This window comes from Neobacillus sp. C211 (assembly GCF_051842875.1).
Taxonomy (GTDB): Bacteria; Bacillota; Bacilli; order Bacillales; family Cytobacillaceae; genus Neobacillus.
Genome location: NZ_JBPXRO010000010.1, coordinates 1 through 14,523, shown reverse-complemented (window position 1 = coordinate 14,523; position 14,523 = coordinate 1). Strand labels below are relative to the sequence as shown.

Genomic DNA, 14,523 nt, shown 5'->3' with positions numbered 1-14,523 from the left:
AGAGGTTTTTAACATGCGATTGTCATATGTAACCGATAGTTTAGGCCATTTACCTTTTGAAAAAATGTTGGATGTTGTTGCAGGAATGGGAATTGATATGATTGAGATGACAACAGGAGGATGGTCACCGGCTCCACATTTACGTTTAAATGAATTGTTGGAAAGTGAAGTAAAAAGAAGTGAATTTTTAGGTGAATTAGAGAAGCGGAATATTAAACTTTGCGCACTGAATTGTTCCGGAAATCCTTTAGATCCAGGTAAACTTGGTAAAGAGCATAGAGAAGTAACAGAAAAAACAATGGAACTAGCTGGTCTACTTGGTGTCAAGAAGGTCATTATGATGAGCGGGCTACCAGCAGGGAGCCCAGAGGATAAAATTCCTAACTGGATTACCTATACAGTTAGCTGGCCCCCGGTATTAAAAGATATTTTAGATTATCAATGGAATGAGGTAGCAATTCCATATTGGAAAGAGTTAGTGAAAAAGGCTGAGGCAAGCGGTGTTGAAAAAATTGCCCTTGAAAATTTCAGTTCGCAATTAGTATATAATCCAGAAACATTATTTAGATTGCGGAATGCAGTCGGACCTATGGTTGGTTTGAATTTAGACCCAAGCCATTTACTCTGGATGGGTGCAGATCCAATTATTGCAGCAAGAGAATTAGGAGCTGCCATTCATCATGTTCACGGTAAAGATGTAAGACTTGAAAGACATTTATCAGCTATTAATGGCGTATTGGAAACAAAAGAGGTTACGGATACAGCAAATAGAGCCTGGAATTATGTGGCTGTCGGCTGCGGTCAAGATTTGCAATGGTGGAAAGAATTCTTCTCTGTTGTTCGCATGATGGGATATAACGGTGAAGTTTCACTTGAAATGGAAGATCTTACAATGTCCGTTGAGGCAGGAATCAGAACATCAGTTGATGCTTTAAAACAAACTCTTAGTTTTTGAGATTAACATTTATTTCTTCCAGTTAGATGGAATTATTAAAATTCAGTTACACCTAAAAAAGTAGAGATGACATGACATCTCTACTTTTTTAGGTGGGATTCCATTATGTCAAGGTAGTTATGTTATTTTATTTTAGCTTTCATCTATAGAATATGGTTTTTATAGTCTTTGTAAAATGAGATTATTTTTTTTCGCCTAAAGCAGACATACTTTCATAAAAAGTGATTCGTGCATTTCCATATTGATCCATAGAATCTTTAAAAGATTGCATTGTATGTTCAATGAATTTCATTATTCTTTTCATCATGATTCCTCCCTGGGAATTACTTTGGTTTAATTTAATATTGTACCTCGTGAGTCCCTTTAGCAATCATGATGAAAACGAAAACATGTACGAAAAAAACGCTGACATTCATAATGAAAGCGTTTAAATATGAATTATTCTCAATATTTCTCTTTTTTTATTTGTTCAATAAGGGCTTTGGTGAAAAGATGGGGTTAAGTATAAAAAGACTCAGGGAGGCCGTTTAATTTTTGAAGAAGAGCAGAGTGATAAAATAAGTTGTCATTTGTGATATTCATCGTTTAAAGTCTAGTTAGAAGGTAATTAAAACTTTGGGTTAACAGTCTCATTTATAAAGAAAGTACAGCAATGTTTTAGGAGGAATCATAATGACTCAGTATTTTGTAAAAAAAGACTTTAATCCAACATTCGAAAATGGTTCAGTCCCTAAATTGCTCTATATTTGTAATGTTGATCCTACTCATACAAGCTTACCTAGAACGATGCATATGCACAATGATCTATTGGAGATTATTTATATCAAAGAAGGAAATGGCAGTCATTTGATTGGTGAACGACAATATAAAACGCTTAAAGGTGATATTTTAATATATAACGAAGGTGTTCTTCACGATGAATATGGAAACCCGGATACAAATATGAGCGTTTTTTGTTTAGGTATTACAAATGTGAAGCTCCCTCGGTTACCAAAAAATCATTTGGTTTCAAAGGAATCTTCATACGTTTTGCGAAGTGGAAAGGATGCTTCGATGATTGAATCATTATTAGAAATAATGTATTCACAAATTTCTGAGGAAAAAGGTGGAGCAGAGGAAATGTGCAGTTATCTGCTGCGTGCACTTCTTACGCATATCTTACAAATCCCGCAGGAATATCACGTCTTATCAAAATCAGAAGAATCATTACTATCAAACAGCATCAAAGCATACATTGATGAACATTATTTAGAGGAAATTTCATTGAATTCTCTTTCGGAAACACTTCATATAAGCCCCTATTATTTGGCACATGTTTTCAAGGAATCGACGGGATTCTCTCCAATTCAGTATATTATTCGACGTCGAATTGGCGAAGCACAGTCATTACTTATTAATACAAATGAAAGTGTTACAAATATTGCTGGTATTGTTGGCTACGATAATACCAGTTACTTTACGACCCTCTTTTCTAAAACAGTCGGGATGTCCCCGAAAAAATACCGACAGCTATGGATTAAAAGTGAAAAGTAGAACGTTTACTATAAAAAGCAATAGTGACTATTGCTTTTTACTTTTTCCCCTCATTTCTCCTCCAATGTCCCATATTATCAACTATATAACAGAATTCTACATTTCCGGGAAATTTGAAGAATCTCTCGTTAAAAAATCATTCAAAATCTCTCAAAAACTATAAAGAACAAGATAGTGAAACTTTTTAAAAATTATGTAGAATAAACCGCTTAAATTAAACAAGATAGTGAAAGCGGTTAACTTAGGCTGGATTTATAATTAATTTATAAGTTTTGGAGGTGTTTCAATTGAGTATAAAAATTTCAGGAGCGCCTTGCTGCTGGGGTGTGGATGATCCAAAAAACCCTTATCTGCCGCCATGGGAGAGAATTTTAAATGAGGCATCGCAAGCTGGTTATAAAGGTATCGAGTTAGGACCATATGGTTATATTCCTATGGAAATTGATCGAGTACAAGCAGAGCTTGCCAAAAATGATTTGACAATCATTGCAGGTACCATTTTTGATGATTTGGTATCCGAAAGTAATTTGGGAAATTTATTAACACAAGTAGACGATATCTGTACTTTGATAACAAAACTTCCGCCTTCTCCAAAGGAGGAAGATCAAAAATTCCCCGCTCCCTATCTGGTTATTATTGACTGGGGGCATGATGAAAGGGATTACAATGCCGGTCATCCAGAACGGGCACCAAGATTACCTGCAGAGGATTGGAACAGGATGATGAGTCATATTCGTGCTCTTTCAGAGCGGGCCAGCAAGTTTGGCGTGCGGGCAGTTATCCATCCGCACGCAGGCGGCTATATTGAATTTGAAGATGAAATAAAGCAGCTTTTAGAAGATATACCTTATGAAATAGCAGGGCTTTGTTTGGATACAGGACATCTTTATTATTCAAAAATGGATCCGGTTCAATGGCTTAAAGACAACATGGAGCGGCTAGATTATATCCACTTTAAGGATATTGATCTGGATGTTTACGATCAAGTTATGGAGGAACATATTCGATTTTTCGAGGCTTGTGCCAAAGGCGTTATGTGCCCAATCGGACAGGGAATCATCGATTATAATTCCATTCATTCTTTGTTAAAAGAGATCAATTACCATGGCTATATCACAATTGAACAGGAACGGGACCCTAGAAATGCTGACACCAGTTTACGCGATGTAAAACAAAGTTTGGATTATTTAATGAGTGTTGGATATTAATAGATTTTGAAAAAAGGAGAATGAAAACATGATTAATGGTGAAAAAAACGTTGAGCAGCCCATCCGCTGGGCAATGGTAGGTGGTGGACGCGAAAGTCAAATTGGCTATATACACCGTTCAGCTGCGTTACGTGATTTTAATTTTGAATTGGTTGCGGGTGCCTTTGATATTAATCCAGAACGCGGGAGAAATTTTGGAATAAATTTACACGTTGATCCGGAACGTTGTTATCCTGACTACAAAACAATGTTTGAAGAAGAAGCAAAGCGGGAAGATGGGATTCAAGCGGTTTCTGTTGCTACTCCAAACGGAACACATTATGAAATCACGAAAGCAGCTCTAAATGCTGGACTTCACGTTGTGTGTGAGAAACCTCTATGTTTTACCACCGAAGAAGCACTTGAATTACAAGAAATTGCGACAGCAAAAAATCTTGTTGTTGGCGTTACATATGGTTATGCTGGACACCAGATGATTGATCAAGCACGAAGAATGATTGAAAATGGAGATTTGGGAGAAATCAGAATCGTAAAAATGCAGTTTGCACATGGTTTCCATTCTGCTGCAGTAGAAGAAAATAGTGAAAGCACGAAATGGCGTGTTGATCCAAAAGTTGCAGGTCCAAGTTATGTTTTGGGTGATGTAGGAACACATCCATTGTACATATCCGAGGTTATGCTGCCAAACTTAAAAATTAAAAAATTAATGTGTTCCCGCCAGAGTTTTGTTAAGAGCCGTGCGCCACTTGAGGACAATGCATTTACCATTATGGAATATGATAACGGTGCTGTTGGTTATGTTTGGTCTTCCTGTGTAAATGCAGGTTCAATGCATGGGCAAGCGATTCGTGTGATAGGTTCGAAAGCTAGCATTGAATGGTGGGATGAACATCCTAATCAATTAAGATATGAAGTTCAAGGTCAACCGGCACAGATTTTAGATCGTGGTATGGATTATCTCTATCCACAAGCACTTACAGATGATCGTATCGGTGGTGGCCATCCAGAAGGACTATTTGAAGCATGGTCAAATCTATATACTCGTTTTGCCAAGGCGATGGTTGCAGCAGATCGCGGAGAAGCGTTTGATACATCTTGGTATCCAGGAATCGAGGCAGGGGTAGAAGGTGTTCGTTGGGTTGAGAACTGTGTACGCTCTGCAGATAATGGTGCTGTATGGATTGAATACCAATAAGCATAAGGTTTCATTACAATCAAGGCCTTTGATGATCTAAAAGGCCTTATTGTATAGAACTATATGAAAACGCTTTAACAATTCTTCAGTTTTATAGAATGAGAGGCTTAAGGGGAAAGATAAATAAAAAATAAAACCTTGGGAGGAAAATGCATGGGTAATCAAGTAGGAAATTTTAAACATAATTTACGAACGATTATGATTTCTGCAACATTTGGGGGACTTCTTTTTGGATATGACACTGGAGTTGTTAATGGCGCTTTACCTTTTATGGCAAAACGTGACCAGTTGAATCTTACACCAACTACAGAAGGGCTTGTGACCAGTTCGCTTCTTGCAGGTGCAGCAATTGGTGCTTTACTAGGAGGGAAACTGCAAGACCGCTATGGCCGACGTAAAATGATCCTTAATCTTTCATTATTATTCTTGATCGCAACACTTGGAACTACATTTGCTCCCAATGTTTCAGTAATGGTTACCTTTAGATTCTTGCTTGGACTTGCTGTTGGAGGAGCATCTTCAATGGTACCTGCCTTTTTAGCAGAGATGGCACCTGCTGAGAATCGAGGGCGAATGGTTGCCCAGAATGAAATTATGATTACCGGCGGGCAATTATTAGCCTATGTTTTCAATGCTATTTTAGGTGTTACAATGGGAAGTACAGGACATGTTTGGCGTTATATGCTCTTCCTTTGTGCAATTCCCGCATTCATGTTATTTGCTGGCATGCTAAAGGTTCCGGAGAGTCCGAGGTGGCTGGCATCAAAAGGGAAAAAAGATGAGGCGCTAAGCGTTCTTAAACAAATACGTGATGAGAAACGAGCAATTGCTGAATTTAAAGAAATTGAAGAATCAGTAAAAAAGGACGCAGATCTTGAAAAAGCAACCATTAAAGACTTTTCTGCACCATGGTTACGCCGTATTTTATTGATTAGTATTGGAATTTCCGTCGTGAATCAAATTACCGGTGTTAATTCCATTATGTATTATGGTACACAAATTCTAGAGCAGGCCGGTTTTGGTACGAAGACGGCATTAATTGCAAACATTGCAAATGGACTTATTTCCGTTCTTGCTGTAATATTCGGTATTTGGATGATTGGCAAGGTGAACCGCCGTCCAATGTTGATCATTGGTTTGTCTGGCACAACCACCTCACTTTTATTGATTGCAATATTTTCAATGGTACTTAAAGGTTCTCCTGTACTGCCGTATCTTGTACTTTCTTTGACTGTCTTATTCCTAGCTTTTATGCAAGGTTGTATTGGGCCGGTAACATGGTTAGTTGCTGCGGAAATATTCCCACAAAGATTAAGAGGCCTTGGTAATGGTATTAGTGTATTTTTCCTATGGGCTGTCAACTTTGTTATTGGTTTTACATTCCCTATTCTTTTAAGCACCATCGGTTTATCCGCTACATTCTTTGCTTTCGTTGTAATTGGCTTATTGGGAATTGCTTTTGTCTACAAATTTATGCCAGAAACAAATGGACTTACGCTTGAAGAGTTGGAGGAGCAGTTCCGTACAAAGTATGATAAAGGTAATATGAAAAAATCTTTTAGTAAGGCCCAGTAAGAAAAACTTTATAACTAAAAATGTATTAAAATATTAAAAAAGAGGCATAAAGGACTTTTTCTACAAAAGATCCTTTATGCCTTTCTATCAATTATAAATAACGTGATTATTATAGTACTTTTCCAATACTTCCAAGGTCGTTTCTTTAGCTTTTTTTATGACTTCTTCAGGATCCATTTGATAATATTCTGGTCTGAATAACTCAACGGAAGCGACAAAATCATAATTCAATTCTTTTAATCTTTTCAAATGCGCTTCTAAATCAATCACACCGTGCCCAGGCCATACTCTGTCACTATCACGCATTTGGCCAATCGGATAACCCTCAACATCGTTGATATGGAAAATAAACAATTTATCTGCCGTTTCATCTGTTACATCTTCTAATCTTGACCCCATTCCAGTGAATTGGAAAGTGTCATACACTAGACCAACATTATTTCGATCAACAGCTTTTACAATACTGTATGCTTGGGCGAATGTATTAACCGTATTCTCCTGAATTCCGATAAACTCAATCGCGATCTTTACTCCGTATGGTTCAGCTAAATCAGATAGATGAGTTAAAACTCGAATACAATTTGCATTTACTTCTTCCGTCAATGTTTTTCCTTTTACCGTCACATCAATATTAGAAGGTACCACGCAAATATATGGGCAATCTATTTTTTTACAAATCTCTAAGTATTCTTTGAATTCCTCAATAATCTTCTCTTCGTCTTCTTTGGTACGATTATTAAAAAAGCATAATGCATTCAAAGAAAGTGGTTTAATATGATGGGTATCAAAATAGGCTTTTAAATCATCTAATGTATATTCTTTAAGATAATCTTTTAACTGATCAATTGAACGAATTTCGATAAAATCGTAACCGTGTTTTTCACAATACTCTAAATTCTGTTGAAGAGAAGCACTTTCGAATGTTGTTCCTTCATTAAATGATAATTTCATGGTAAACCTCCATTTTTCAACTAATGTATGCGATTTCAGTTTAATAGAAATTTTCTTTATTTACTCTATATAATCTTGCTCTAAAATTGTGTTTTGGTGCTATTTTATAATTTGTTTGATAACTTTTGGTAATGAAATAGGTCGTTTATATTATGTTCAGAGAATATTCACCGTGCTATTCTATAAAATATTTGAATAGTTCCAAATAATAGACCATTACCTTTTGAGTTAGTATAAAATATACTATATTTAATAATGTTAATTAGTATTTACTTTAGTGAGAGGTGAAAAGATGAATTTCTATATTCCAAAGGTAGAACCGGGCATCAAGTCAAAAAAGGGATTATATTTCTATGAACCTTCCGCTTTAACGAAAGAATTATATAATTATGTCCTATGGGGCGGAGAATATATAGTAGATGTCCCTTACAGCATTAAGCGTGATTACATGAATTCCTTTATCATTTTTTATATAGAAAAAGGTTCGATGCATTTCCACTATCTAGGTCAATCATTTGTAGCCTCAAAGGATGAAATTGTTCTTTTAGATTGTAAAGAAAAGAATAACTATTATGTGCCTGAAGAAACGACCTTCCAATTTATTCATTTTACGGGAAACCACATACAGGATATCTATAATGAGTTATATAAAAGAAAGGGATGTGTTTTTAAACTGCCTTCAGAAAAAAATAATATCCCGAATATTTTATCCCTTATAGCGTCAAACGGGGAAATAGACTTTAAGATATCTTTAGAAATTTATGAACTGCTGGGTAATTTAGTAGAAAGTACCCGTAATACGTTTGAAAACAGAGATACAAACGTTGCAAAAGCAGTACCAACCGAAATTCAAGCTGTACTGACTTATATAAGTGAGAATTACTCATCTAAAATTTCCGTCGATCAGTTGAGTGAAATATCCAATTTAAGTACATATCATTTTTGTCGTACGTTTAAAAAGTATATAGGAACCAGTCCTCACCAATATGTACTAAATTACAGATTGATCCAAGCTAAGAATCAATTGGTGGAAACCAATCTTTCAATCGAGAAAATAAGCATGGACTGCGGTTTTAATAGTATTGGCCATTTTATTAAAGTGTTCTCCCAATCTACTGGAGGCATAACTCCTGGAAAGTTTCGAAAACTTTGTTTTTAATTACATATTTTTAAAAGATACCCTTTTGCATGGGTATCTTTTTGTTACATTTTGATACTCTTCTAGTGATTTAATAAGATTTTAGCAAGAAATGATAATTTGATAGCAATTTTATATAATACATCGCTTCCTCTTAATCTATAAAATAGGAACTAATCAATACCTCTTGGTTAACAGATGACTGAACACTCTTGTCTGCAGACGATCATTGGAGTGAAATCTACTAATAAGAGAGGGAGTATATATTATTTCTGGTTTTTACGCTATTCATAAAACAACCGGTTAAACAGTCCTACTTTTAAAAGGGAAGAAGGTTAAACGATGGAAAATAAAAAAATTTCATGGGGGATCGCTCCGATTGGTTGGAGAAATGATGACATCCCGGAAATTGGGGCAGAGAATACATTATCACACTTACTAAGTGATATTGTAGTAGCAGGCTTTGAAGGAACAGAAGTTGGCGGCTTTTTTCCAGAACCTAAAGTATTGAACAAAGAGCTTCAACTTCGAAAATTAAAAATTGCAGGACAATGGTTTAGCAGTTTTATTATTCGAGACGGTGTGGAAGAAGCCTCTAAAGCTTTCCATAAACATTGTGAATATTTGAAAGCGGTTAATGCAGCTGTTGCTGTCGTATCAGAACAAACCTATAGTATTCAAGGTACAGATAAAAATGTTTTCAAAGAAAAACCATATTTCACAGATAAAGAATGGGATCAGTTATGCCGGGGACTAAATGAATTAGGAAAAATTGCTGAAGAATATGATTTGAAGCTAGTTTTTCACCATCATATGGGGACGGGCGTACAAACATTAGCCGAGATTGATCGTCTAATGGAAAACACAGATTCTAATCACGTTCATTTGCTCTATGATACCGGCCATATCTATGTATCAGATACTGATCATATGACTCTATTAAATAAACATATCAATCGTATCCATCACGTTCATTTTAAAGATGTCCGTCAAGTAGTAAAAGAACAATGTGAAAAAGAAGGAAAGTCCTTCTTACAATCCTTTTTGGCAGGAATGTTTACCGTTCCTGGTGACGGCTGCATTGATTTTACAGAAGTATACAAGAAGCTTCTCCGAACGAATTATTCAGGCTGGATTGTCATTGAAGCAGAACAAGACCCCTCAGTTGCACATCCGTTGGAGTATGCGTTGAAAGCCCGTAACTATATTAATGAAGAATTAATTCCGTTAGAAAATGGTTCATTGATTAAAGCTTAATAAAAAAACGAACCCTGGGGAGGGAGAATATGAGTAATCAGTCGATTGAAAAACCACGTGATTACGAAAAAGCTTTAAAAAAGATTACGGTTATATCCACATTTGGGGGACTTCTTTTTGGATATGACACTGGTGTGATTAACGGAGCATTACCTTTTATGGCAGAACCTGACCAGTTAAACCTGACACCGGCAACGGAAGGTCTCGTTACAAGCTCATTACTTTTTGGAGCTGCGCTTGGATCCGTATTTGGAGGGCGTTTATCGGACCGTTTTGGCCGCCGTAAAATGATTTTAAATCTCGCTTTACTATTCTTTATTGCAGCAATTGGATGTACGCTTTCACCGTCTGCTGGTGTTATGATTGTCTTCCGATTCTTGCTGGGTTTAGCCGTAGGTGCTGCATCTGTTATGGTGCCATCCTTTTTAGCGGAAATGTCTCCGGCCGAGAAACGGGGAAGGATGGTGACTCAGAACGAATTAATGATTGTTTCCGGTCAATTGTTAGCGTTTGTATTTAATGCCATCCTTGGAAATACGCTTGGTGAAGGAGCTTCACATGTTTGGCGTTACATGTTAGTGATTGCGTCACTTCCGGCTGTGGTCTTATGGTTTGGAATGTTAGCGGTTCCAGAGAGCCCGCGCTGGCTCGCTTCAAAAGGAAAACTGGGGGATGCACTAAGAGTCCTTAAAGAAATACGGGAAGCAAACCGTGCCGAATCGGAACTTGATGAGATTAAAAATAATATTTCTCAAGAGTCAGGGGTTCAGCATGCAACATTTGGGGATTTAAATGTACCGTGGGTCCGCCGGATTATCGGGATTGGAATTGGTATTGCGATTGTGCAACAAATAACAGGTGTTAATTCCATCATGTATTATGGTACTCAAATTCTTCAAAAATCAGGTTTTTCAACCAATGCAGCTCTAATCGGTAATATTGCTAATGGTGTCATCTCAGTATTAGCAACTTTTGTCGGTATCTGGCTTTTAGGAAAAATCGGTCGACGTCCGATGCTTATTGCTGGATTGACGGGGACAACGGCAGCTCTTGCCTTAATTGGGGTATTCTCGTTAGTACTTAAAGGGTCACCAGCACTTCCGTTTGTCGTTCTTAGCTTGACTGTTACCTTCCTTGCATTCCAACAGGGAGCTATTTCCCCGGTAACCTGGCTAATGTTATCGGAAATCTTCCCGTTAAAATTACGCGGACTTGGAATGGGTGTTACGGTATTCTGCTTATGGCTTACAAACTTCCTTGTTGGTCTATTTTTTCCAATATTACTAAGTGTGGTAGGCTTATCGATAACCTTCTTTATTTTCGCTGTGTGTGGAATTGCCGCCATTATTTTTGTGAATAAAATCTTGCCAGAGACAAGAGGAAAGACACTTGAGCAGTTAGAAAGTTATTTCCGTAACTATGGACAAGAAAGTCATAAACAAGCTTCCAATCAATAATCTTATAAAACAATGATTGAATTGTGAATTAACTAAAAAATGAAAGCGTTGTCTAGGTGTATCACATTAAATTCATAAACATAAAGGAGAGTATCAACATGACTTTAAGATTTGGTGTAGTAGGAACAGGTGCAATTGGAAGAGAACATATTGATCGAATTACCAATAAATTATCCGGTGGAAAAATTGTAGCCGTTACAGATGTTAATCAAGAATCTGCAAAACAAACGGTTGAAACCTACCAATTAAATGCAGTTATTTATCCAGATGATAAAGCATTAATTGCTGATGAGAATGTGGATGTTGTCCTTGTAACTAGCTGGGGTCCTGCACATGAAGCAACGGTTGTCGCTGCAGTTGAAGCTGGTAAATATGTTTTTTGTGAAAAACCATTAGCAACCACGGCTGCAGGCTGTATGAGAATTGTCGAAGCAGAAATGAAGCAGGGCAAGAAATTAGTTCAGGTCGGTTTCATGCGTCGTTATGATAGCGGATACGTTCAATTAAAACAAGTGATTGCCAACAAGGAAATTGGTGCGCCATTAATGATTCGTGCTGCACACCGTAATCCAATAGTTGGTGAAAACTATACAACTGATATGGCTGTAACAGATACCTTAATCCACGAAATCGACGCGCTACACTGGCTAGTAAATGATGACTATAAATCTGTTCAAGTTGTTTTTCCAAGGAAAACAAAATATTCACATGATAAACTGCAGGATCCACAATTATTTGCGATTGAAACGAACAGTGGAATTGTCATGAGTGTGGAAGTATTTGTGAATTGCAAATATGGCTATGACATTCAATGTGAGGTGATTGGTGAAGATGGAATTGTAAAATTACCTGAATTCTCCAGTGTTGTCATGAGAAAAGATGAAAAATTAAGCACAAGCATTTTAAATGATTGGAAATACCGCTTTATGGATGCCTACAATGTTGAAATTCAGGACTTTATTGATTCTATTACAAAAAAAGGCGAGCCACAAGGACCAACAGCATGGGATGGTTATATTGCGGCAGTAACATCTGATGCATGTGTAAAAGCCCAGCAAACAGGTGAAAAAGAAGCCATTACCCTTAAAGAAAAACCGACATTTTATAGTGAAAAGCAGCTTCAAAAAGCGTAATTTTTTTAACGAAAATGATAAGTAGATCACTTGATTCTAAATTAACTATATCGCTATGGAGATGATACCGATGAAATTATGTTTTAACCAAGCTACTACACTCGAAAATTCTAATCTTGCCAAGGATTTGGAATACTGTGAAAAACATGGCTATGATTCTATCGAAATCCGTACCATGGACAAGTTGCCAGAATATCTAAAAGACCATTCTATTGAAGATCTTGTAGAATATTTTCAAACTCATCATATCAAGCCGCTTGCATTTAATGCTCTAGTATTTTTCAATAATCGTGATGTAGCAGGCTATAGGGCCATCATTGATAAATTCAAAAAAATGATGAAAATAGGCAAAAAAATTGGTGTTCAGTATGTGGTAGCAGTGCCATTGGTTACTGAACAAAAAATTCTGAAACAGGATATTAAAAACAGTTGTGTAGAAGTCCTTAAAGAGCTGTCTGATATTGCTCAGCCTTTTGGCATTAAAATAGCCGTAGAATTTGTTGGACATCCGCAATGTACGGTCAATACTTTTGGGCAGGCTTACGACATTGTTGAAACAGTTAATCGTGAGAATGTCGGATTAGTTCTTGATTGTTTCCACTTCCATGCAATGGGATCAAAAATGGAAGACCTGAAGAACGCAGACGGCTCGAAAATCTTTATCTTACACATGGATGATACAGAAGATTTCCCAATTGGATTCTTAACAGATGAGGATCGAGTATGGCCTGGATTAGGTGCAATTGATTTAGATGGCATTTTATCAACATTGAAGGAAATTGGTTTTTCAGATGTTGCGTCTGTAGAATTATTTCGTCCGGAATATTATCAATTAGACGCAGAGGAAGCCATTAAGGTTGCTAAAGAAACAACAGTAAAAGTAGCTTCAAAGTATTTTGAATTTGATACCATTGCAGTTGGATAACTGAACAAGCAAAAGTTTTAAATTTTAGATTGTAGTAGCTCGACACGTAAAAGTGTGTACTGCACCCCAAAAGTAGAGTGAAATTTAACTTTTTGGGTGTATTTTTGCTCGCTTGAAATATGCATTATTACCATATATATTAATAAAAGAGGTCAGTGTTATAGGTATATATTGGTAATGATATAACTATATATTTATATAGTGATGGATTAGAAAACAGCCCTTTTCATTCTGAAAAGGGCTGTTTTAGTTAAAAATGTTTAAGTTTTAGTATACTTATCAGCTATATATTTAAGTGCTCACGTCTTTTTACTCTGTCTGATCGGGCAGCAAACGAGCTGTGTCACCGCGATATTCTTCCTCATCTTCCACTCGATTTTTAAATGCTTCTCTTACCACTAGGAATTCTTCGTCTCCAACAGCTTCTCTCGTATGTTTTTCCGTTAAACTGTCTTTTGGAAAATTACCTGGGTGGTTTTTCTTTTTATGTTCAAAATGTTCTCCACGTGCCAATTTCAACACCCCTTTCGTCATCAAAAGTAGTATTCCCTGAATGAAGTGAAAATAATTATTATAAAAAAAGAAAATGCTGTCTGAAAGTGGAATCTAATAAATAGATTCAATCTTCACCAGCTTTATCTTTCGGGGGATCTAGTTTTCACAAGGAAATCCTTAGACATGGAACATCAAAGGGGTAAGCTGTAATTGGTATATTTTTGTAGATATTTGGCATAATTTGTTAGAAAAAAATGTGTGAAAATTAAAATAATGCGACAAATTACAACAACCTACTAAAATAGCACTAGATATAATATCTATGAGGATTAAGTAAATCGACCTATCAAATAAGAACGATAAGCTAATACAGTCATACTTAAGTTGTATTAGTATCAGAAAAAGGCAAACCTGTTGAAAAGCAGGGACGCAAAGCCGAGGATCTAAGGCAAGTATGACTTGTTACGATGGCCGGGCTACCTGGAATACACAATGTATTTTAGGAGTGAGAAAAATGGTTATTACAAAAAGTGAAGTAGAAGTAATCGATCAAGAATGGATGGACCTCATATTAGAAGCAAAAGACTTGGGATTATCCATAAAAGCAGTTCGTGACTTCCTTAGCCAACAAGAGGTTATGAGTTAATCACGGAACGACAGTGTACATAAATAAAAAAAGCATTCTACAAATGGGAGTATTT

The 14,523-nt window shown here is 36.5% G+C and carries 14 protein-coding genes and 1 riboswitch; of the genes, 11 read left to right on the top strand and 3 right to left on the bottom strand.

Annotation, left to right across the window (positions count from 1 at the left end; genetic code table 11):
* The first annotated feature begins 13 nt into the window (after positions 1 to 13).
* Entirely contained in the window at positions 14 to 955 is a 942-nt protein-coding gene (locus ACSU6B_RS11200; RefSeq protein ID WP_410885203.1) for a sugar phosphate isomerase/epimerase family protein, read from the top strand.
* 181 nt (positions 956 to 1,136) lie between these two features.
* On the opposite strand, the gene ACSU6B_RS11195 is transcribed toward ACSU6B_RS11200, so the two are convergent.
* Positions 1,137 to 1,262: a hypothetical protein gene (locus tag ACSU6B_RS11195; RefSeq protein ID WP_410885201.1), complete on the bottom strand. Its 126-nt coding sequence runs from the start codon at positions 1,260 to 1,262 to the stop codon at positions 1,137 to 1,139.
* A 365-nt stretch (positions 1,263 to 1,627) separates the two neighbouring features.
* Here ACSU6B_RS11195 and ACSU6B_RS11190 point away from each other — a divergent pair, with 365 nt between their 5' ends.
* The 4 genes from ACSU6B_RS11190 to ACSU6B_RS11175 all read left to right on the top strand — a co-directional run bounded on the left by ACSU6B_RS11190 (position 1,628) and on the right by ACSU6B_RS11175 (position 6,466).
* The gene (locus ACSU6B_RS11190) at positions 1,628 to 2,488 is read left to right on the top strand and encodes an AraC family transcriptional regulator (protein ID WP_410885199.1); all 861 of its coding nucleotides are present in this window, start codon (positions 1,628 to 1,630) and stop codon (positions 2,486 to 2,488) included.
* A gap of 287 nt (positions 2,489 to 2,775) precedes the next feature.
* Positions 2,776 to 3,696, top strand: coding sequence for a sugar phosphate isomerase/epimerase family protein (locus ACSU6B_RS11185; protein ID WP_410885197.1), 921 nt, complete (start codon positions 2,776 to 2,778; stop codon positions 3,694 to 3,696).
* 28 nt (positions 3,697 to 3,724) lie between these two features.
* Complete coding sequence (locus ACSU6B_RS11180) at positions 3,725 to 4,891, top strand: Gfo/Idh/MocA family protein (protein WP_410885195.1); 1,167 nt, start codon at positions 3,725 to 3,727, stop codon at positions 4,889 to 4,891.
* A gap of 153 nt (positions 4,892 to 5,044) precedes the next feature.
* Positions 5,045 to 6,466 (top strand): sugar porter family MFS transporter, encoded by a 1,422-nt coding sequence (locus ACSU6B_RS11175; protein WP_410885193.1) that lies wholly within the window; start codon positions 5,045 to 5,047, stop codon positions 6,464 to 6,466.
* A gap of 87 nt (positions 6,467 to 6,553) precedes the next feature.
* Here ACSU6B_RS11175 and ACSU6B_RS11170 read toward each other — a convergent pair whose 3' ends face one another.
* The gene (locus ACSU6B_RS11170; RefSeq protein ID WP_410885191.1) at positions 6,554 to 7,417 is read right to left on the bottom strand and encodes a sugar phosphate isomerase/epimerase family protein; all 864 of its coding nucleotides are present in this window, start codon (positions 7,415 to 7,417) and stop codon (positions 6,554 to 6,556) included.
* A 292-nt stretch (positions 7,418 to 7,709) separates the two neighbouring features.
* On the opposite strand from ACSU6B_RS11170, the gene ACSU6B_RS11165 reads away from it, so the two are divergent.
* The 5 genes from ACSU6B_RS11165 (at position 7,710) to iolI (ending at position 13,327) form a co-directional block, all read left to right on the top strand.
* Positions 7,710 to 8,576, top strand: coding sequence for a helix-turn-helix domain-containing protein (locus ACSU6B_RS11165; protein WP_410885189.1), 867 nt, complete (start codon positions 7,710 to 7,712; stop codon positions 8,574 to 8,576).
* Positions 8,577 to 8,897: 321 nt separating this feature from the next.
* The gene (gene iolE / locus ACSU6B_RS11160) at positions 8,898 to 9,812 is read left to right on the top strand and encodes a myo-inosose-2 dehydratase (protein WP_410885187.1); all 915 of its coding nucleotides are present in this window, start codon (positions 8,898 to 8,900) and stop codon (positions 9,810 to 9,812) included.
* A gap of 29 nt (positions 9,813 to 9,841) precedes the next feature.
* Positions 9,842 to 11,269 carry a sugar porter family MFS transporter gene (locus ACSU6B_RS11155; RefSeq protein WP_410885185.1) on the top strand — a complete coding sequence of 476 codons (1,428 nt, stop codon included), beginning with the start codon at positions 9,842 to 9,844 and terminating at the stop codon, positions 11,267 to 11,269.
* Between the two features lie 98 nt (positions 11,270 to 11,367).
* Positions 11,368 to 12,402, top strand: a complete 1,035-nt coding sequence (locus ACSU6B_RS11150; protein WP_410885183.1) for a Gfo/Idh/MocA family protein — start codon at positions 11,368 to 11,370, stop codon at positions 12,400 to 12,402.
* A gap of 70 nt (positions 12,403 to 12,472) precedes the next feature.
* The gene (gene iolI, locus ACSU6B_RS11145) at positions 12,473 to 13,327 is read left to right on the top strand and encodes a 2-keto-myo-inositol isomerase (RefSeq protein ID WP_410885181.1); all 855 of its coding nucleotides are present in this window, start codon (positions 12,473 to 12,475) and stop codon (positions 13,325 to 13,327) included.
* Between the two features lie 309 nt (positions 13,328 to 13,636).
* On the opposite strand, the gene ACSU6B_RS11140 is transcribed toward iolI, so the two are convergent.
* Complete coding sequence (locus ACSU6B_RS11140; RefSeq protein WP_410885431.1) at positions 13,637 to 13,849, bottom strand: hypothetical protein; 213 nt, start codon at positions 13,847 to 13,849, stop codon at positions 13,637 to 13,639.
* A 367-nt stretch (positions 13,850 to 14,216) separates the two neighbouring features.
* Positions 14,217 to 14,306: riboswitch (cyclic di-GMP riboswitch) on the top strand.
* A 30-nt stretch (positions 14,307 to 14,336) separates the two neighbouring features.
* On the opposite strand from ACSU6B_RS11140, the gene ACSU6B_RS11135 reads away from it, so the two are divergent.
* Complete coding sequence (locus tag ACSU6B_RS11135) at positions 14,337 to 14,468, top strand: anti-repressor SinI family protein (RefSeq protein ID WP_168242216.1); 132 nt, start codon at positions 14,337 to 14,339, stop codon at positions 14,466 to 14,468.
* The last annotated feature ends 55 nt before the right edge of the window (positions 14,469 to 14,523 follow it).